This window comes from Pantoea sp. JK (assembly GCF_026130245.1).
In the GTDB taxonomy this organism is placed as follows: domain Bacteria; phylum Pseudomonadota; class Gammaproteobacteria; order Enterobacterales; family Enterobacteriaceae; genus Pantoea; species Pantoea trifolii.
Map to the genome: position 1 here is coordinate 239,911 of NZ_JAINFN010000004.1, position 18,089 is coordinate 257,999.

At 55.8% G+C, this 18,089-nt stretch carries 20 protein-coding genes; 10 read left to right on the forward strand and 10 right to left on the reverse strand.

Translation table 11 applies throughout. The features are described 5' to 3' along the window. The first annotated feature begins 24 nt into the window (after positions 1-24). Both PanJK_RS11555 and PanJK_RS11560 read left to right on the forward strand, forming a co-directional pair. Positions 25-273, forward strand: coding sequence for a hypothetical protein (locus tag PanJK_RS11555; RefSeq protein ID WP_265299771.1), 249 nt, complete (start codon positions 25-27; stop codon positions 271-273). Then, positions 242-2,014 carry a sigma-54-dependent Fis family transcriptional regulator gene (locus PanJK_RS11560; RefSeq protein ID WP_265299773.1) on the forward strand — a complete coding sequence of 591 codons (1,773 nt, stop codon included), beginning with the start codon at positions 242-244 and terminating at the stop codon, positions 2,012-2,014. Before PanJK_RS11555 ends, PanJK_RS11560 begins: the two co-directional genes overlap by 32 nt. Here the strand turns inward: PanJK_RS11560 and PanJK_RS11565 are convergent. Next, positions 2,011-2,502, reverse strand: coding sequence for a YajQ family cyclic di-GMP-binding protein (locus PanJK_RS11565; RefSeq protein ID WP_265299775.1), 492 nt, complete (start codon positions 2,500-2,502; stop codon positions 2,011-2,013). The genes PanJK_RS11560 and PanJK_RS11565 overlap by 4 nt on opposite strands. A 125-nt stretch (positions 2,503-2,627) precedes the next feature. On the opposite strand from PanJK_RS11565, the gene panE reads away from it, so the two are divergent. Together panE and yajL are read left to right on the forward strand one after the other, a co-directional pair. Further along, positions 2,628-3,548, forward strand: coding sequence for a 2-dehydropantoate 2-reductase (gene panE / locus PanJK_RS11570; RefSeq protein WP_265299777.1), 921 nt, complete (start codon positions 2,628-2,630; stop codon positions 3,546-3,548). After that, complete coding sequence (yajL, locus tag PanJK_RS11575) at positions 3,502-4,110, forward strand: protein deglycase YajL (protein ID WP_265299779.1); 609 nt, start codon at positions 3,502-3,504, stop codon at positions 4,108-4,110. The genes panE and yajL overlap by 47 nt, the downstream gene beginning before the upstream one ends. 35 nt (positions 4,111-4,145) lie before the next feature. Here yajL and thiI read toward each other — a convergent pair whose 3' ends face one another. Next, the gene (gene thiI / locus PanJK_RS11580) at positions 4,146-5,594 is read right to left on the reverse strand and encodes a tRNA uracil 4-sulfurtransferase ThiI (protein ID WP_256695789.1); all 1,449 of its coding nucleotides are present in this window, start codon (positions 5,592-5,594) and stop codon (positions 4,146-4,148) included. Positions 5,595-5,831: 237 nt separating this feature from the next. On the opposite strand from thiI, the gene xseB reads away from it, so the two are divergent. From xseB to PanJK_RS11600, 4 genes are all read left to right on the forward strand, one after another. Then, complete coding sequence (gene xseB / locus PanJK_RS11585) at positions 5,832-6,074, forward strand: exodeoxyribonuclease VII small subunit (protein ID WP_265299782.1); 243 nt, start codon at positions 5,832-5,834, stop codon at positions 6,072-6,074. Continuing rightward, on the forward strand, positions 6,074-6,973 hold the full coding sequence (gene ispA / locus PanJK_RS11590) for a (2E,6E)-farnesyl diphosphate synthase (RefSeq protein ID WP_265299784.1): 900 nt from the start codon (positions 6,074-6,076) through the stop codon (positions 6,971-6,973). The genes xseB and ispA overlap by 1 nt, the downstream gene beginning before the upstream one ends. A 19-nt stretch (positions 6,974-6,992) precedes the next feature. Continuing rightward, positions 6,993-8,858 carry a 1-deoxy-D-xylulose-5-phosphate synthase gene (gene dxs, locus PanJK_RS11595; protein ID WP_176971259.1) on the forward strand — a complete coding sequence of 622 codons (1,866 nt, stop codon included), beginning with the start codon at positions 6,993-6,995 and terminating at the stop codon, positions 8,856-8,858. Between the two features lie 91 nt (positions 8,859-8,949). Continuing rightward, a complete protein-coding gene (locus PanJK_RS11600; RefSeq protein WP_265299788.1) occupies positions 8,950-9,924 on the forward strand; it encodes an aldo/keto reductase in 975 nt (324 codons plus the stop codon). A 117-nt stretch (positions 9,925-10,041) separates the two neighbouring features. Here PanJK_RS11600 and thiL read toward each other — a convergent pair whose 3' ends face one another. The 5 genes from thiL to nrdR form a co-directional block, all read right to left on the reverse strand. Beyond that, entirely contained in the window at positions 10,042-11,019 is a 978-nt protein-coding gene (gene thiL / locus PanJK_RS11605; protein ID WP_265299789.1) for a thiamine-phosphate kinase, read from the reverse strand. 46 nt (positions 11,020-11,065) lie between these two features. Beyond that, complete coding sequence (nusB, locus tag PanJK_RS11610) at positions 11,066-11,485, reverse strand: transcription antitermination factor NusB (RefSeq protein WP_007887007.1); 420 nt, start codon at positions 11,483-11,485, stop codon at positions 11,066-11,068. A gap of 19 nt (positions 11,486-11,504) precedes the next feature. Then, positions 11,505-11,975, reverse strand: coding sequence for a 6,7-dimethyl-8-ribityllumazine synthase (gene ribE / locus PanJK_RS11615; RefSeq protein ID WP_007887008.1), 471 nt, complete (start codon positions 11,973-11,975; stop codon positions 11,505-11,507). Between the two features lie 90 nt (positions 11,976-12,065). After that, on the reverse strand, positions 12,066-13,169 hold the full coding sequence (gene ribD / locus PanJK_RS11620) for a bifunctional diaminohydroxyphosphoribosylaminopyrimidine deaminase/5-amino-6-(5-phosphoribosylamino)uracil reductase RibD (protein ID WP_265299793.1): 1,104 nt from the start codon (positions 13,167-13,169) through the stop codon (positions 12,066-12,068). A gap of 3 nt (positions 13,170-13,172) precedes the next feature. Then, complete coding sequence (nrdR, locus tag PanJK_RS11625) at positions 13,173-13,622, reverse strand: transcriptional regulator NrdR (protein WP_008103978.1); 450 nt, start codon at positions 13,620-13,622, stop codon at positions 13,173-13,175. A 206-nt stretch (positions 13,623-13,828) separates the two neighbouring features. Here nrdR and lysM point away from each other — a divergent pair, with 206 nt between their 5' ends. Both lysM and PanJK_RS11635 read left to right on the forward strand, forming a co-directional pair. Beyond that, on the forward strand, positions 13,829-14,269 hold the full coding sequence (gene lysM, locus PanJK_RS11630) for a peptidoglycan-binding protein LysM (protein WP_008103980.1): 441 nt from the start codon (positions 13,829-13,831) through the stop codon (positions 14,267-14,269). A gap of 14 nt (positions 14,270-14,283) precedes the next feature. Then, positions 14,284-14,844, forward strand: coding sequence for a DUF3251 domain-containing protein (locus PanJK_RS11635; RefSeq protein ID WP_265299798.1), 561 nt, complete (start codon positions 14,284-14,286; stop codon positions 14,842-14,844). Positions 14,845-14,900: 56 nt separating this feature from the next. Here PanJK_RS11635 and secF read toward each other — a convergent pair whose 3' ends face one another. From secF to yajC, 3 genes are read right to left on the reverse strand one after another with little or no spacing between them, the layout of a single operon-like run. Next, a complete protein-coding gene (gene secF, locus PanJK_RS11640; protein ID WP_256695780.1) occupies positions 14,901-15,869 on the reverse strand; it encodes a protein translocase subunit SecF in 969 nt (322 codons plus the stop codon). 10 nt (positions 15,870-15,879) lie between these two features. Further along, positions 15,880-17,727, reverse strand: a complete 1,848-nt coding sequence (secD, locus tag PanJK_RS11645; protein WP_256695779.1) for a protein translocase subunit SecD — start codon at positions 17,725-17,727, stop codon at positions 15,880-15,882. A 25-nt stretch (positions 17,728-17,752) separates the two neighbouring features. After that, entirely contained in the window at positions 17,753-18,085 is a 333-nt protein-coding gene (yajC, locus tag PanJK_RS11650; protein ID WP_008103990.1) for a preprotein translocase subunit YajC, read from the reverse strand. Between the last annotated feature and the right edge of the window lie 4 nt (positions 18,086-18,089).

Genomic DNA, 18,089 nt, shown 5'->3' on the forward strand with positions numbered 1-18,089 from the left:
AAGGTCAGTCGCCATTCAGAGAACATGCTGTCAAAGAAGCTATTGCAGCGGGCGTGCCAGCTTTTTTCATCAGCTGATTATTTGAAAAAATATAAATTTAATCATCAAGTTATAAACCTACGTGTGGCTTGGTTTGCAGATGTTGTGCAGAAAAGTTCACCATCTGTGTTGCGTATCGCAACAGTACAGAAACCGACCCGCTACAATGCTGCAACACTTTCGCTTGGGCATGAGGTCATCAATGCAGGGAAATCCATCCGCGTCTGCCGTTAACACCAATCCGCTGTTAAGCGACTCCTGGTTTCGTAGCCAGCTGTATGGTCTCGATCGCACCGCCGATGATTTTCCTCGTGTTCGTCAGGGTGAACTGGCCGATGTGCTCGCCAGCAATGCCGGGCTGCAGCAGTTCGCGCAGCCGGTTATTAAACAGCTGGCGCAGAGACTGGCCGAGAAGCAATCGGTGGTGATTCTGTCGGATGCCACCGGTTTGGTGTTGAATACCTTTGGCGATATGCATTCGATGGAAAAAGCCCAACGTTATGCGCTGGCGCCGGGCAATTTGTGGAGTGAATGCGGGCGTGGCACCAATGCGATTGGCACCGCGCTGGCGATTGATGACGGCTGCGAAATTCAAGGTCATCAGCACTTCCTGACGCTCAACCAAGGCTTGTACTGCGCGGCGATGCCGCTGCAAATGCCGAACGGCCAAATTGCTGGCGTGCTGGATATTTCCGGCCCGGCGCACTTCCCGCATCCGCAAACCTTTAATTGGGTGAAAGCGGCGGCGAAACAGATCGAATACCTGTGGGTAAAACAGAGCCTGCATCCGCAGCAATGGTTGATGAGCCTGCATCTGCAGCCGCAGGGCATCGATACCAGCGATGAACTGCTGCTGGTGTTCTCGGACAACGTCCTGACCGCCGCTAATCGTCTGGCGATGCGCGAACTGGCGCTGAGCGTCGAACAACTCGGCAGCGTGACCTTTCAACAACTGTTCCCGCAACAGCAGCAGCAAGCCAACACCATTCCCGTTCCGCTCGATTACGCCGCGCAGCGCTACTATTTCCGCCTGCGTGCGCCGCAGCGCAGCCATTTTGCCACGCCGAGCGAACCCGCCAGCGATCTGCCCTTCTCGCTGGGCCGCGATGGCGAAAAGATGGTGCGACTGCTCAATGCCGGCGTTTCACTGTGCATTCACGGCGAAACCGGCAGCGGCAAAGAGTATGTCAGCCGCGCACTGCATCAACAGAGCCGCTGGCGCGAAGGCAAATTCGTTGCTATTAACTGCGCGGCCATCCCCGAAGCGCTGATTGAATCTGAGCTGTTTGGCTATCAACCCGGCGCGTTTACCGGTGCGAGCAAGAATGGCTATATCGGTAAAATCCGTGAAGCGGATGGCGGCGTGCTGTTTCTCGATGAAATTGGCGATATGCCGCTGGCGCTGCAAACCCGCTTGCTACGGGTGTTGCAGGAGAAAGAGGTGGCGCCGCTCGGCTCCAGCCGCAGCTGGCCGGTGAATTTTGCGGTGATCAGCGCCACGCACCGCGATTTGGCACAACGCGTCGCAGAAGGCGAATTCCGCGAAGATTTGCTCTATCGCCTGCAGGAATTCTCAATGACCATTCCGCCGCTGCGCGACTGGCCGGACGTAGAAGGTTTTATCATCCGTTTATGGCTGGAGCTGGGCGGCGCGGATCGTGATATTCAGCTTTCACCTGCTTTATTAACAGCACTGGCACAGCTGCCGTGGCCGGGCAACGTGCGGCAATTGCGCAGCTTGTTACGCGTACTGCTGGCGCTGGCGGATGAAGGTGAGGAAGTCACTGAGGTGCATTTGCCGGCCGAGTATCGTCGCGCAGCGTTGCCGCCACAGCCCGATCGGCAGAGTCATGATGAACGGTTGATCAGCGAAACGCTGCAGCGCTTTAATGGCAATATCAGTAAAACGGCGGAAGCCTTAGGCGTCGCACGCAGCACGCTCTATCGTCGTGCGGCGCGCGACAAACGCGATTAGTCGCGGAAGTTTTTGAACTGGAAAGGCTGACCGAGGTTGCCACCGCGCACCAGCGCCATCGCACCTTGCAGATCGTCGCGTGACTTACCGGTTACGCGCAGTTCTTCACCCTGAATCTGCGTCTGCACTTTCAGCTTGCTGTCTTTAATCAGCTTCACCAGCTTTTTCGCGACATCGCTTTCGATACCTTTCTTCAGCTTGGCTTCCACCGACCAGTTTTTACCGCTGTGCACGATCTCTTCTGGCACTTCAATCGCCGCGCCTTCAATGCCACGCTTCAGCAGCTTTTCGCGCAGAATATCCACCAGCTGCTTTACCTGAAAATCAGATTCGCTGCTGAGTTTGATGGTCTCATTCTTTTCGTTGAGCTCAATGGTTGCACTCACGTTACGGAAATCGAAACGGGTTGAGATCTCGCGGCTCGCATTCTCCACGGCATTTCGCACTTCCGACAATTCGACTTCGGAAACGATATCGAAAGATGGCATCTTTTCTTCTCCTGATACTAAAGTGACATGCATAATACGCGTCTTGTGGCGCTAATAAAACACGATACATGGAAAGCTATACTGACTCGTAACGTGAAAACCGGAACCCGCCCACGGGAGGCAAAATGAAAATTACCGTGTTGGGGTGTGGCGCCTTAGGTCAAATTTGGCTTGCCGCTCTCGCCCGTCAGGGACATGAGGTGCAGGGTTGGTTACGTGTGCCGCAGCCGTATTGCTCCGCCAACGTGGTCGATCCGCAAGGCCAGGTGAGCAATCACACCTTTATCGCCAACGATCCGCTGTTCCTCGCCGAAAGCCAGCTATTACTGGTGACGCTCAAAGCGCCGCAGGTTTCTCCTGCAGTGAAAAACCTGCAAAGCGTGCTGCCGACGCACGCGCCGATTCTGCTGCTGCATAATGGTATGGGTACGCTGGAAGAGTTGAAAGACCTGCGCCAGCCGCTGCTGCGCGGTATCACCACCCACGCCGCGATGCGCGACGGCACGGTGATCAAACATATCGCGCACGGCATCACGCACATTGGTCCTGCTAATCGCGAGAGCGCCGCGCTGAGCGATATCGCCGATATTCTGCATCAGGCGCTGCCGGACGTGGCCTGGCATGACAACATCGCCGCCGCCAGCTGGCGTAAGCTGGCCATCAACTGCGTAATCAACCCGATGACCGTTGAACACGATTGCCAAAACGGTGCGCTGCGTGCCTGGCCGGAACGAATAGCGTTGCTGTGCGAAGAGATCGCCTGGGTGATGGAGCGCGAAGGCCAGCACATGGCGGTGGATAATCTGCGCGACATTATTTACGACGTGATCGATAGCACCGCTGCCAATACCTCATCGATGCTGCAGGATGTGCGGGCGCAGCGTCTGACCGAAATTGATTACATCACCGGTTACTTGTTACGTCGCGCCCGCGCGCAGGGCATTTCACTGCCGGAAAATACCCGTTTGTACGATCTGATTAAACGTAAGGAGTCCCACTATGAGCGCGAACGCATCGGTTCTGGTTTGCCTGGCACATGGAAGTGAAGAGACCGAAGCGGTCACCACTATCGATTTGCTGGTACGCGGCGGATTAAGCGTCACCACCGCCAGCGTGGAGAGCGATGGCACGCGTGAGATCGTCTGCTCGCGCGGTGTGCGGCTGCTGGCAGATGCGCCTTTGGTTGAGGTGGCGGACAACGATTACGATGCGATTGTACTGCCGGGCGGTTTGAAAGGCGCGGAGACTTTTCGCGACAGCCCATTGCTGGTGGAAACCGTGCGCCAGTTCCATCTCTCCAGCAAAATTGTGGCGGCAATTTGTGCCGCGCCGGGCACGGTTTTGGTCACGCACGATCTGTTTCCCGTCGGCAATATGACCGGTTTTCCCGGCCTGCGTGACACCATTCCAGACAGTAAATGGATGGAGCGCCGCGTAGTGTGGGATCCGCGCGTTAATCTGCTGACCAGCCAGGGACCGGGCACCGCGATTGATTTTGCGTTGAAGCTGATTGATTTGCTGGTGGATAAAGAGACCGCGCGTGAAGTGGCTTCACAGCTGGTACTGGCGGCGGGAATTTATAATTATCAGGAGTTTGAAGAGCGTTAATTGGCAGAGGTCGCCATAAATGGCGACCCTACTAATTAAGGGCGATAAACTTTTACGTTTTTGAAGCCCTGCTCGTGCAGATAGAGCGCCTGCAGGCGACTCATCACACCGCGATCGCAATACAGCAGCCAGGTTTTGCTCTGGTCCAAATCGCCAAACTGGGTGCTGAGTTTGTAGAACGCCAACGTTTTCACTTCAACGCCTTCAACTTCCAGCGGCTTTGCTTCCTGCTCATCGGCCGAACGGATATCCAGCACTACGTCGTTGCGGGTGAAAGAGTCAACGGTTTCAACTTCCACCACTTCTTCTTCCGTCTGCTCGGCGATTTCACGGATGTCGACGTTGCTGGCTTCCTGCACCACGCGATTAAGAATCTCGAAATCGAAGTTTTGCTCTTCCGCTTCGATCTTGCCCTTCACCGCTTTAACGGTTGGGCTTTTCGAAATCACACCGCAATACTCTGGCATGGTGCGGGCAAAATCTTCAGTGCCGATCTTACGCGCCACATCGATGATGTGCTCTTTATCATGGGAGATCAGCGGACGCAGAATCAGCGTATCGGAGGCGTTATCGATCAAACGCAGGTTAGTCAGCGTCTGGCTGGAAACCTGGCCCAGCGCTTCGCCGGTCACCAGCGCCTGCACGCCGTAACGCTCCGCCACCATCGACGCCGCACGCACCATCATGCGCTTTAGCACCACGCCCATTTGGCCGTCGTCCACTTTCTCCAGAATCTCACCCACTACCGGCTCGAAGTTGATCGCCACGAAACGCACGCGGTGCGAGCGACCAAAACGCTGCCAGAGATAATGCGCAACCTGACGCACGCCTATCTCGTGTGCCGCACCGCCAAGGTTGAAGAAGCAGTAATGCACGCGGCAGCCGCGGCGCATCAGCATATAGCTCGACACGCCGGAGTCGAAACCGCCGGAAATCAGTGACAGCACATCTTCTTGGGTACCAATCGGGAAACCGCCTAAGCCTTCATAGCGTGCGGTGATCAGCAACAGGCGATCGTCTTCGATCTCCAGATTCACCGTTTCCTCCGGGCGATTGAGCTGCACGCGCGCGCTGGCGATGTGCTGATTAAGGCCGCCGCCCACATAGCGTTCCACGTCCTGCGAGCTGAAGCTGTGCTTGCCGCGACGCTTCACGCGCACGCAGAAACTTTTGCCTTCCAGACGCTCGCGGTTCAGCACCAGCGTCTGCTCGAAAATATCGTGCATATCGGTGTACGAGCGATCTTCTACCGCGAGCACATGATGTATGCCCGGAATGCGCGTCAGTTCGGTGACAAGGGTCTCACGCAGCGACTCATTTTTAGAACGCACTTCAATGTGGTCCCAATGGCGCACGACTTTGATGTCTTCATCGACAGTGCGCAGAATATTACGAATGCTACTGGAGAGAATTTTGATAAAGCGCAGACGCACCGACTGACTTTTGATGGTGATTTCTGGGAACAGCTTGACGATAAACTTCATGGCGACAGGGATTCGTTTGGACAAATAAGTGCTAAAAGCATCAGCACTTAACTGTTAAAATCATATAATTGCGGGTTGATTCAGGAGCCCCCGCATCCGAGGCGCAAAAGTATACCACCTTTGCTGGGTGACTGCTTTAAGCAACCTTCTTCACATTCATTATTTTGCTAATTAATCCCTGTCGGCTACCATGACCAATTGCAAGATAATGTCCTAACCTGTGAGTCGACACTGATTATGCCAAAAAAAGCCGAAGCGCCAGCCAGTTTTGAAAGCGCATTGCAGCAGCTGGAACAGATTGTCAGCCGTCTGGAAAGTGGCGAGCTGCCGCTGGAGCAGGCGCTGAACGAATTCGAACACGGCGTACAATTGGCACGTACCGGTCAGCAAACTCTGCAGCAGGCAGAGCAGCGCGTGCAAATCCTGCTCAGCGACGAGAAAGATGCCGCTCTCGCCCCTTTTACCCCGGAAAATGAGTAATGGATTTCGCTAAACTGCTGAGCGCTTACCATCAACGCGTTAATCAGGCCTTGACGCGATTAATAGATCCACTTCCTTTTCAGAGTTCTCCTCTGGTGAATGCCATGGAGTATGGGGCATTATTAGGCGGTAAGCGTCTGCGTCCCTTTCTGGTGTACGCAACAGGTGAAATGCTGAAGGCCGATGCGGCCAGCCTGGATGTGCCGGCTGCGGCCGTGGAATGCATTCATGCTTATTCCCTGATTCATGACGATCTGCCGGCGATGGATGACGATGCGTTACGCCGCGGGCAGCCAACCTGCCATATAAAATATGGTGAAGACACGGCGATTCTCGCCGGCGATGCTTTGCAAACTCTGGCCTTTTCGATTCTGGCCGATCAGCTAATGCCCGGCGTCAACGCCGAAGCGCGTATTGCGATGATTTCCGAACTGGCGCAGGCCAGCGGCGTGGCAGGCATGTGCGGCGGTCAGGCGTTGGATTTGGCGGCGGAAGGAAAAAGTATCGATCTGGCGCAGCTGGAACAGATTCACCGTCATAAAACCGGCGCGTTAATACGTGCAGCGGTACGTCTTGGCGCATTAGCCGCCGGGGAGCGTGGCCGCGCCGCGTTGCCGGTGCTGGATATCTACGCCAACGCCATCGGACTGGCGTTTCAGGTGCAGGATGACATCCTCGATGTAATCGGCGATACCGCCGTGTTAGGGAAAACACAGGGCTCAGATCAGGCGTTGGGTAAAAGCACCTATCCTGCATTGATGGGGCTGGAAAATGCCCGCAGTAAAGCCTGGGATCTTTATCAAGAGGCGCTCGGCGCGCTCGATATTCTGGCGGCACAGTCTTACAACACACTCGCCTTACAAGCGCTGGCAAGCTTCATAATTGAACGCGATAAATAACTTTCATAATGAGTCTCTGATGAGTTTTGATATTGCAAAATACCCGACACTGGCGTTAGCCAACACGGTTCAGGAATTACGTTTATTACCGAAAGAAAAACTTCCGGAGCTGTGTGACGAACTGCGTCAGTATCTGCTGGATAGCGTGAGCCGTTCTTCCGGCCACTTTGCATCGGGTCTGGGCGTCGTCGAGCTAACAGTCGCGCTGCATTATGTTTATAACACCCCCTTTGATCATCTGGTGTGGGACGTCGGCCATCAGGCTTATCCGCACAAAATTCTGACCGGACGCCGCGATCGCATCGGCACCATCCGTCAGAAAAATGGCCTGCATCCGTTCCCGTGGCGCGGTGAGAGTGAGTACGACGTGTTAAGCGTGGGTCACTCTTCCACCTCAATCAGCGCCGGTCTCGGCATGGCCGTTGCCGCCGAGCGTGAAGGCAAAGGCCGCCGCACAGCCTGTATTATTGGCGATGGCGCGATCACGGCGGGCATGGCGTTTGAAGCCATGAACCACGCCGGTGACATCAAGCCGGATATGCTGGTGATCCTTAACGATAACGAGATGTCGATCTCCGAAAACGTGGGCGCACTCAACAATCGTCTGGCACAGATTCTCTCCGGAAAAACCTATTCACGTCTGCGCGAAGGCGGCAAGCGTGTATTGGGCGGTTTGCCGCCGATTAAAGAGCTGGTGAAACGCACCGAAGAGCACCTGAAGGGCATGGTGGTGCCGGGCACGCTGTTTGAAGAGCTGGGCTTTAACTATATCGGCCCGGTGGATGGCCACGACGTGCTGACGCTGGTGAGCACGCTGAAGAACATGCGCGATCTGAAAGGTCCGCAGTTCCTGCACATTATGACCAAAAAGGGCAAAGGTTATGCCCCGGCGGAAGAAGATCCGATCACCTGGCATGCGGTACCGAAATTCGATCCCGCCAGCCTAGCGCTGCCGAAAAGCGTGCCGGGCTTGCCAAGCTACTCAAAGATTTTCGGCAACTGGCTGAGTGAAATGGCCGCTGACGATGCGCGTTTGATGGCGGTCACGCCAGCGATGCGTGAGGGTTCCGGCATGGTGAGCTACTCGCGCGATTATCCGCAACAATATTTTGATGTGGCGATTGCCGAGCAGCACGCCGTGACGTTCGCGGCGGGCATGGCAATTGGTGGTTACAAACCGGTTGTGGCGATCTACTCAACCTTCCTGCAGCGCGCCTACGATCAGCTGATCCACGACGTCGCCATCCAGAAATTGCCGGTGCTGTTTGCTATCGATCGCGGCGGCATTGTCGGCGCGGATGGTCAAACTCATCAGGGCGCCTTCGATATCGCGTTCTTACGCTGCGTGCCAGAGATGGTGATCATGACGCCAAGCGATGAAAACGAATGTCGTCTGATGCTGTACACCGGTTATCACTATCAGGCTGGCCCAAGTGCGGTACGTTACCCGCGCGGTACCGGCACCGGCGCAACGCTGGAACCGCTGGCGAGCTTGCCGCTGGGTAAAGGCATCGTGAAGCGTCGCGGCGAAAAGCTGGCGATCCTTAACTTTGGTACCTTACTGCCAGAAGCCGCTGCGGCTGCGGAAGCGCTGAATGCCACGCTGGTGGATATGCGTTTTGTGAAGCCACTCGACGAGGCATTGATCGCCGAACTGGCGGCCAGCCACGATTCGCTGGTTACGCTGGAAGAAGGCGCCATTAAAGGCGGTGCCGGTAGCGGCGTCAACGAGTACGTGATGGCAAAACGCCTGCGCGTGCCAGTGCTCAACCTCGGTCTGCCGGATGAGTTCATCCCACAAGGTACGCAGGAAGAAGTGCGTCAGGATTACCAACTGGATGCCGCCGGTATTCAGCAGCAAATCGCTGACTGGCTCGCCCAGTAATCTGCCCGGCTCGCTCACCGCCCGGTGAGCGAGCCTGCTGCTATGCTTAGGGAACGATTTCCCTCAAGCATAAGAGCAGGAGCCCAAATACATGAAAACCATTCCCTTAGGCCAGACCGACTTACAGGTTTCGCGTCTCTGTTTAGGCTGCATGACTTACGGCGATCCCACGCGCGGTAATCACGCGTGGACGCTGCCTGAGGAGAGCAGCCGACCGCTGATCAAACAGGCGCTGGCAGCCGGCATCAACTTCTTCGATACCGCTAACAGCTATTCCGATGGCAGCAGTGAAGAGATCGTGGGCCGCGCACTGAAAGATTTTGCCCGCCGCGATCAGGTTGTGGTCGCCACCAAGGTCTATTTCCCGCTAAGCAATCTGTCACAAGGCCTATCGCGCAAGAATATCCTGCAATCCGTCGATGACAGCCTGACGCGTCTTGGCATGGAGTACGTCGATCTGCTGCAAATCCATCGCTGGGATTACGACACGCCGATTGCAGAGACGCTGGAAGCGCTGCATGACGTAGTGAAATCTGGCAAGGCGCGTTATATCGGCGCATCATCAATGCACGCATCGCAATTTGCCCAGGCGCTGGATCTGCAGAAGCAGAACAACTGGGCGCGCTTTGTCAGCATGCAGGATCAGTACAACCTGATTCAGCGTGAGGAGGAGAATGACATGCATCCGTTGTGTCAGCGCGAAGGGATCGCGGTGCTGCCGTGGAGCCCGCTGGCGCGCGGTAAACTCACGCGTCCGTGGGGCGAAACCACCGCACGTTCGGTGTCGGATAATGTGATGGAAAAGCTGTATACCGGCACCGAAGAGAACGATGCGGCGATTGCCGAGCGTCTGGCTAACGTTGCCGCCGATAAAGGCGTGACGCGCGCGCAGGTCGCGCTGGCGTGGCTATTACATAAACCGGCGGTCACCGCGCCGATTATTGGTGCCTCGCGCGAGCAGCAATTCGCCGAGCTGGTGAAAGCGGTGGATGTAGAGTTGAGTGAGAATGAAATTGCCGAACTGGAGACGGTGTATCAACCGCATCCGGTGGTGGGATTTGAGTAAGGCAGACTATCCCCTCACCCCAGCCCTCTCCCGCAAGCGGGCGAGGGAGCAGCACGTGCAGTTCCTACCTAATCGTCCCCTCTCCCACTTGTGGGAGAGGGTTAGGGTGAGGGCAATTCACTTCGCACCGAAGTGATCAAACCCTTGCAAATCCACGCTGCGCGGCTTGCCGTTCTCCAGCAGACTCAGCCCTTCCGATTCCGGTGCAATCTGACCAATGCAGGTATAAGGCACACCAAAATGCCCCAACGCCACATCGAGCGCGCCACGGTTCACTTCCGGCACGGTAAAGCACAGCTCGTAATCTTCGCCGCCGCTCAACGCCCATTTCAGCACCAGCTCCGGCTCGAAGTGATCGCGTAGGGCCGCCGAAAGCGGTAACGCATCGAGATTGATACGCGCACCAACGCGACTGGCGGTCAGCACATGGCCGAGATCGGAAATCAGGCCATCAGAGATATCGATCGCCGAGGTCGCCAATCCACGCAGCGCCTGGCCTTGCAGCACGCGCGGCATCGGACGCAGATGGCGTTTGATCAACGCTTCGTGCACCGCCGGATCGTTCAGGCGATGGCGATGTTGCAGCAGCGACAAACCGGCTGCGCTGTCACCCAAGGTGCCGGTGACAAAAATCCAGTCGCCGGGCTTCGCACCCGAACGTTTCAGCGCCCTTCCCGCCGGCACTAAACCGTGAATGCCGAGCGTCATGCTCAGCGGTCCGCGTGTAGTATCACCGCCAATCAGCTGCATATCGTAGTAATCCAGCAGCTCAAACAGGCTATCGCTAAAGGCCGCTACCCACGGTTCATCAATTTCAGGCAGCGTTAATGCCAGCGTCAGCCAGGCCGGATCGGCGCCCATGGCGGCTAAATCACTGAGATTAACGGCGACGGCTTTGTAGCCGAGATCGGCGGGATGGATATCACGTAAGAAGTGGACGCCCGCAACCAGCGTGTCGGTGCTGATAGCAAGTGTCTGTTTTTCTGGCACGTTGAGTAACGCACAGTCGTCACCAATTCCTTTCTCCACATCGCGGCGGGAGCTGGTGACGCGGTTAAAGTAACGTGCGATCAGTTCGAATTCACCACAAGACATAAGTCAGGTCTCAATGAGAAAAAGGCCGGAGAACCGGCCTTTAAGACTATTTTTTATTCGGTCGAATTTGCGGGGCAGCTTTGTCGAGGACACCGTTGACGAATTTGTGGCTGTCTTCAGCACCAAACACTTTTGCCAACTCAATGCCTTCGTTGATGGCCACTTTATACGGCACATCAGAACGCTTGCTCAGCTCATACAGCGAAATACGCAGGATGGCTTTTTCTACCTGGCCCAGCTCTTCCAGCTGACGCGACAGGTAAGGCTTCATCAGACCGTCCAGGTACGCGCTGTTAGTCGCCACACCGGCCAGCAATTCGCGGAAATAGCTAATATCGACGTCTTTGACGTCTTGTTCCGCCAGAAACTGGTATTCCACATCGGCAATGTCGTTCTTAGACAGCTGCCAGGAGTAAAGCGCCTGGACAGCGCACTCACGGGCGCGACGACGAGCAGCAGGTTTCACAAAATTCCCCTTACAAAAATCAGGCTTTGATGGCTTTCAATACGTTGATCATTTCGAGTGCAGTCAGGGCCGCTTCGGCACCTTTATTCCCTGCTTTCGTGCCGGCGCGTTCAATCGCCTGCTCGATATTTTCAGTGGTCAACACGCCGAAGGTCACCGGGATTTCGCTGGTCATCGCGACATGCGCAATGCCCGAACTGGCTTCACCGGCCACATATTCGAAATGTGCGGTGCCGCCACGAATCACGGTGCCCAACGCAACAATGGCGTCGTGCTTACCGGCTTTCGCCAGTGCGCGTGCTGCCAGCGGCAGTTCGTATGCACCCGGAACCCAGACAACGGTGATGTTATCTGCTTTCACCTGGCCGATGCGCTTAAGTGCGTCAATCGCGCCGTCCAGCAGGCTGTCATTAATGAAGTTGTTAAAACGCGCAATTACGATGGCAATGTTTGCATCAGGCGTGGCAACAGGAGCTTCGATAACTTTCATACATATCCTTTGGGTTGTTTTATGGCCCCGCAGAAGGGGGCGGATTCTATCATACTCTTTGGCGACGCGCTCAGGCTTTTCCGCGCGCTTTCAACGCGGTGTCAGCGTCAGGCGCAGGTCCTCGCCCACCAGCCGCACATCGCTAAAATTCAGAGCCGGCGCATCGGCCAGCTGTTCCAGTCCCGGCAGCGTACACAGGCCGCGAGCAGCATTGCCTAACAGCTTCGGCGCCATGTAAACGATCAGCTCATCCACCAAGCCCGCTTGCAGCAGCGCGCCAGCCAAACTGGCGCCGGCTTCTACCCACACGCTGTTGATCTGCCGCTGGCCAAGCAACATCATCATCGCCACCAGATCCAGCTGTTCGCCACGCTGTGGCACGGCGATCTGGGTCACGCTGGCGGGCCACGCTTGTTCATCGGGTTCGCTGCGCATCAGCCAGGTTTCGCCCGGTTGGTCAATCAAACGGTGTTGCGGCGTGACACGCTGTTGGCTGTCAATCACCACGCGCACCGGCTGGCGCAGCTGGCTTTCATCGAGCTGCTCACGCACCTCTTCATTCAATTCACTCCAGCGCACCGTTAACGATGGGTTATCTGCTAACACGGTGGCGCTGGTGCTAAGAATAGCTGAACTCTGCGCGCGTAAACGTTGCACATCGCGCCTTGCGGCTGCGGAGGTGATCCACTGACTTTCGCCACTCGCCATGGCTGTGCGCCCATCAAGGGATGCGCCGAGTTTCAGCTGGATCCATGGGAATCCGGTGCGCATGCGTTTCAGAAAACCCCGGTTCAGCGCTTCCGCTTCGTTCATCATCAGGCCATGACTGACGTCGATGCCCGCCTGCTGTAAACGATAGAGTCCACGTCCCGCCACCTGCGGATTGGGATCCTGCATTGCGGCGACCACGCGCGTCACGCCAGCGGCAATCAGCGCATCGCAGCACGGCGGCGTGCGTCCATGATGACTGCAAGGTTCCAGCGTGACATACGCGGTTGCGCCAGCGGCTCGTTCGCCCGCCATACGCAGCGCGTGCACTTCGGCATGCGGTTCGCCGGCGCGCTGATGCCAGCCTTCGCCGACAATCTCGCCTTCGCGTACAATCACGCAGCCGACATTCGGATTCGGTGTGGTGGTAAAGCGTCCGCGGCGCGCCAGTTCCAGCGCGCGCGCCATATAGCGTTCGTCAGTCATGGATTAGTCCTGTAGGCGGGCGATCTCTTCACCAAAATCGCGAATATCTTCGAAGCTGCGATAGACCGAGGCAAAGCGAATGTAGGCGACTTTATCGAGTTTTTTCAGCTCATCCATCACCAGATTGCCGATCAGTGCGCTTGGCACTTCGCGTTCGCCGGTGGCGCGCAGCTGGGTTTTAATATGATTGACCGCGCTCTCCACCGCATCGGCGCTCACCGGGCGTTTTTCCAGCGCCTTGATCATGCCGCTGCTAAGCTTGTCTTCATTGAAGGGTTCACGCACATCATTGCTTTTCACCACGCGCGGCATCACCAGCTCCGCCACTTCAAAGGTGGTAAAACGCTCATGACACACCAGACACTGACGACGGCGACGCACCGACGATCCTTCACTAACCAGACGAGAATCAATCACTTTGGTGTCCACAGCGGAGCAGAATGGGCAATGCATGAGGCTTCCTGATGCGAGATAAATAGGCCACACAGTGTAGCGCGATCGCGGCACAAAATGTATGTGTGTGGCACATAATGTGTGAATCGCGATTTGTGACATTAAGCCAAATGCAAGACATCTCCCCCATGTTCCCTCGTCAAAAAACCACTACGCTTAGAGAGCTGCCAGCAAGGCGGCCAACATCATAAAAATCTGGAGGATGTATGGGTCTGTTTGATTTCGTGAAAGATGCTGGAGAAAAACTGTGGGATGCCGTGAGTGGCGGCGGCGACGATGCCAGCAAGAAATTGCAGGATCACATTAACAAACTCGGTTTGCCCGACAGCGATAAGGTCAAGGTAGATGTGAAAGGCGATACCGTGACCGTGACCGGTGATGGCATCTCTCAGGAGTTGAAAGAGAAGATTCTGGTCGCAGCCGGTAACGTCGCGGGGATCACCAAGGTCGATGACAAGGTCACCACCAGCGATGCCGCTACGCCCGCGAAATTCTACACCGTGAAAAAAGGCGATACCTTGAGTGCGGTATCGAAAGAGGTCTACGGAAATCCTAATCAATACAACAAGATTTTCGAGGCGAACAAGCCAATGCTGACGCATCCTGATAAGATCTACCCTGGCCAGGTTTTACGTATTCCCGAATAAAGAAAGGACATTGCATGACGATCAGGACGTTTTGGGCTCCGGCAGCACTCTCTTTGCTGGTTCTCAGTGGTTGCAGTTCAACGCCGGTTTCACCGCAGGTCAAAGAGTTGCATCAGGAAGTGAGTCAGCTTAATCAGAAGATGCGCAAGCTGACCAATCAGGCAACGGCGCTGGAGATTCAGGGACAGCTGAACAGCCAATCCAACCAGGGCGCGTGGCTGTTGCCGCAAGCCAATACGCCGGTAGAACTGCAGACGCAGCTGGGTAAACTGCGCTTGTCACTCTCGCAGGTGGCGGGTGAAGCCAGCGGCAGTCGCGCCAACCTGAATATCCGCTCGACTGATGACCAGCCGATTCCGGCGCTGCGCGCTACCGTGGTTTGGGGCGAAATGGATCCGGCCAGCGGCAAACCGCTTAACGCGGGCAGCCTGAGCCAGACCATCGACGTTCCCGCCGAGTTAATGCCACGCAGTTCGGTTAGCGTGCCGCTGCGACTCAGCGGGTTAACCCCGGATCAACTCGGCTACGTGCGCGTGCACGATGTTGAGCCTCCAGCCGCGAAAAGCATGCCCTGATCGACAGGCATAAAAAAAGGGCTGCCATTGGCAGCCCTTTCTATTTTCACGCAGAATTACGGCAGAATCGAAGGCTGATCTGCGCCCTCTTTTTCCACTTTCTGCACCAGCATGTGTTCACGCTTCATGCCCAGTTTCAACGCCAGCGCTGAAGAGACATAAATCGATGAAATGGTACCGATGGTGACACCGATCAGCATGGTCAGTGAGAAGCCTTTCAGCAACGCACCACCAAACACGAACAGGATCATGATCATCGCCAGCGTAGTGATGGAGGTGATCAAGGTACGGCTCAGCGTCTGGGTCAGCGACACGTTGGTGATGTCGTAAGAAGAACCGCGACGGATTTTGCGGAAGTTCTCACGAATACGGTCAGAGACCACGATCTTATCGTTAAGCGAGTAACCAATCACCGACATTAGCGAGGCGACAATCGTCAGATCAATTTCAACCCGTGATAGCGCCAGAATTCCGCAGGTGATGATCACATCGTGCGCCAGCGCCAGTACGGTACCCAGCGCCAAACGCCACTCAAAGCGGAAGCCGATGTAGATCAGAATCGCAATCAGCGCCGACAGCAGCGCCATCGCACCAGCCTGCGCCAGATCGCTACCCACGCTTGGGCCAACGAACTCGACACGCTTCACGGTGGCGTTCTGCTGCGTGGTCTGGCTAATGGAAGCCAGCACTTTGTTGCCCAGTTCGGTGCCAGCATTGCCGGTTGCCGGAGGCATACGCACCATCACATCGCGGCTGCTACCAAAGTTCTGCACCAGCGGCTCTTCAAAGCCCGCTTTCACCAAGCCTTCGCGTAGCGCATCAAGATCCGCCGGTTTTTCCAGGTTAATCTCAATCACCGTTCCGCCGGTAAAGTCGAGGCCCCAGTTGAAGCCTTTGACAGCGACGATGGCGATAGACGCCACAATCAGCAGACCGGAGATGATGAAAGCCAGCTTATCCCAGCGCATAAAGTCGACGACTTTACGCCCGTGGTTTAGCTGCTCAATACTATATTCCTGTGCCACAACGCACTCCTCAGATAGACAGCTTGTTGATGCGTTTGCCGCCGTACACCAGGTTAACGATGGCACGGGTGCCGACGATAGCGGTAAACATTGAGGTTGCGATACCGATAGCGGTAGTAATCGCAAAGCCTTTGATTGAACCGGTACCGACCGCATAAAGAATGATGACTTTAATCAGCGTAGTGACGTTGGCGTCGACGATACTGGAGAAGGCGCCTTTATAGCCTTCATGAATCGCCTGCTGTACCGAGCGTCCGTTACGCAACTCTTCTTTAATACGTTCGTTAATCAACACGTTAGCATCGACCGCAACCGCCAGCGTCAACACGATACCGGCAATACCCGGCATGGTGAGCGTTGCGCCCGGCAGCAGTGACATGATGCCGACAATCAGCACCAGGTTACACAGCAGTGCGCTGGTCGCGATAAGACCAAACTTCTTGTAGAACACCACCATGAACAGGATGGAGGCGATCAAACCCCACAGGCAGGCTTCGAGGCCTTGTGTGATGTTCTGCTGACCCATGGTTGGGCCGATAGTCCGCTCTTCTACAATCTGGATTGGTGCAATCAACGCACCCGCGCGCAGCAGCAGCGACAGCTGACGTGCTTCGTTTGGATTGTTGATGCCGGTGATACGGAAGCTGTTACCGAGGCGCGACTGAATGTTCGCCACGTTAATTACTTCTTCCTGTTTCACCAGAATCGAACGGCCGTTGGCATCTTTCTTACCGCTGTCTTTGTACTCCACAAACAGGGTCGCCATCGGCTTGCCGATGTTGTCCTTGGTGAAGTTCGACATCATGTTGCCGCCTGCGCCATCCAGTGAAATGTTCACCTGCGGCTGGTTGTACTCATCCATGCTCGACGTGGAATCGGTAATGTGATCACCGGTTAGAATCACACGCTTGTACAGCACCACTGGCTGCCCTTCACGGGTTTTCTTCACTTCCGAATCGCCTGGCACACGGCCGCTGGCCGCGGCGGTTGGATCTACGCTGGTGTTCACCAGACGGAATTCCAGCGTGGCGGTTGCGCCCAGGATCTCTTTAGCGCGCGCGGTGTCCTGAATACCCGGCAGTTCCACCACGATACGGTCAGAACCCTGACGCTGCACCAGCGGTTCGGCAACGCCGAGCTGGTTCACACGATTACGCAGAATGGTGATGTTTTGCTGCACCGCATATTCACGCGCTTCGCTCAGGCGCGCATCACTCATCACCGCACGCAGCGCATCGCTGCCCTGGCTTGAGATCACCAGATCGCGGTGGCGAGTAGACAAGTAGCTGATTGCCGCGTCACGGCTGGCGCCGTCACGGAAACGCACTTCTACGCCATAGTTCGCGATTTTATTAACGGTAGTATACGGAATGCTTTTGTCGCGCAGATCGCTGCGCAGGCTGTCGGCGTTCTGCTCTTGCAGTTTGCCCAGAGCCGTATCCATATCCACTTCCATCAGGAAGTGAACGCCGCCGCGCAGATCAAGACCGAGTTTCATCGGTTCTGCGGCCAGCATGCTCAGCCAGCGAGGGGTTGCCGGCGCGAGGTTGAGTGCCACAATGTAGTCTTCGCCCAGCGCGGTGGTGATAGCATCACGCGCGCGCAGCTGCGCATCCTGCGTTGCAAAGCGGGCCAGAATGGCACCATTTTCCAGAGCGAGGGATTTGCTCTCGATATTGTCTTGTTTTAATACGGTCTGGATCTGATCCAACGTTTGCTCACTGGCGGCGCCACCGCGCGCACCAGTGATCTGAACGGCCGGATCCTCACCATAAAGGTTAGGAAGCGCATAGAGCAGGCCGACGAGAATCACGACGACCAGCATGATGTACTTCCACAAAGGATAACGGTTTAACACGGCAGTTCCCTTCGGGAAGAAAAAATTACAGCGCCTTCAAAGTACCTTTCGGCAGAACGGCGGCCACGAAATCACGTTTAACAACTACTTCAGTGGTGTCGTTCAGGGCAATAGAAACATAGCCAGTTTCTGCCACTTTGGTCACACGGCCAACTAAACCACCGCTGGTCAGCACTTCATCACCTTTAGAGATGGAATCCATCAGCTTCTTGTGATCTTTAGTACGCTTCTGCTGCGGACGCAGAATCATGAAGTAGAAGATCAGACCAAATACCACCAGCATGATCACCAGAGAATACGGACTTCCCTGAGACGGTGCGCCTGCTGCGGCTACGGCGTCAGAAATGAAAAAGCTCATTAAA

Coding starts and splice junctions, on each gene's coding strand:
- yajL (WP_265299779.1), top strand. CDS start 3,502: ATGAGCGCGAACGCATCGGTTCTGGTTTGCCTGGCACATGGAAGTGAA.
- xseB (WP_265299782.1), top strand. CDS start 5,832: ATGCCAAAAAAAGCCGAAGCGCCAGCCAGTTTTGAAAGCGCATTGCAG.
- PanJK_RS11635 (WP_265299798.1), top strand. CDS start 14,284: ATGACGATCAGGACGTTTTGGGCTCCGGCAGCACTCTCTTTGCTGGTT.
- ribE (WP_007887008.1), bottom strand. CDS start 11,975: ATGAAAGTTATCGAAGCTCCTGTTGCCACGCCTGATGCAAACATTGCC.
- nrdR (WP_008103978.1), bottom strand. CDS start 13,622: ATGCATTGCCCATTCTGCTCCGCTGTGGACACCAAAGTGATTGATTCT.
- lysM (WP_008103980.1), top strand. CDS start 13,829: ATGGGTCTGTTTGATTTCGTGAAAGATGCTGGAGAAAAACTGTGGGAT.
- panE (WP_265299777.1), top strand. CDS start 2,628: ATGAAAATTACCGTGTTGGGGTGTGGCGCCTTAGGTCAAATTTGGCTT.
- dxs (WP_176971259.1), top strand. CDS start 6,993: ATGAGTTTTGATATTGCAAAATACCCGACACTGGCGTTAGCCAACACG.
- PanJK_RS11565 (WP_265299775.1), bottom strand. CDS start 2,502: ATGCCATCTTTCGATATCGTTTCCGAAGTCGAATTGTCGGAAGTGCGA.
- PanJK_RS11560 (WP_265299773.1), top strand. CDS start 242: ATGCAGGGAAATCCATCCGCGTCTGCCGTTAACACCAATCCGCTGTTA.
- ispA (WP_265299784.1), top strand. CDS start 6,074: ATGGATTTCGCTAAACTGCTGAGCGCTTACCATCAACGCGTTAATCAG.
- ribD (WP_265299793.1), bottom strand. CDS start 13,169: ATGACTGACGAACGCTATATGGCGCGCGCGCTGGAACTGGCGCGCCGC.
- PanJK_RS11600 (WP_265299788.1), top strand. CDS start 8,950: ATGAAAACCATTCCCTTAGGCCAGACCGACTTACAGGTTTCGCGTCTC.
- PanJK_RS11555 (WP_265299771.1), top strand. CDS start 25: ATGCTGTCAAAGAAGCTATTGCAGCGGGCGTGCCAGCTTTTTTCATCA.
- yajC (WP_008103990.1), bottom strand. CDS start 18,085: ATGAGCTTTTTCATTTCTGACGCCGTAGCCGCAGCAGGCGCACCGTCT.
- thiL (WP_265299789.1), bottom strand. CDS start 11,019: ATGTCTTGTGGTGAATTCGAACTGATCGCACGTTACTTTAACCGCGTC.
- thiI (WP_256695789.1), bottom strand. CDS start 5,594: ATGAAGTTTATCGTCAAGCTGTTCCCAGAAATCACCATCAAAAGTCAG.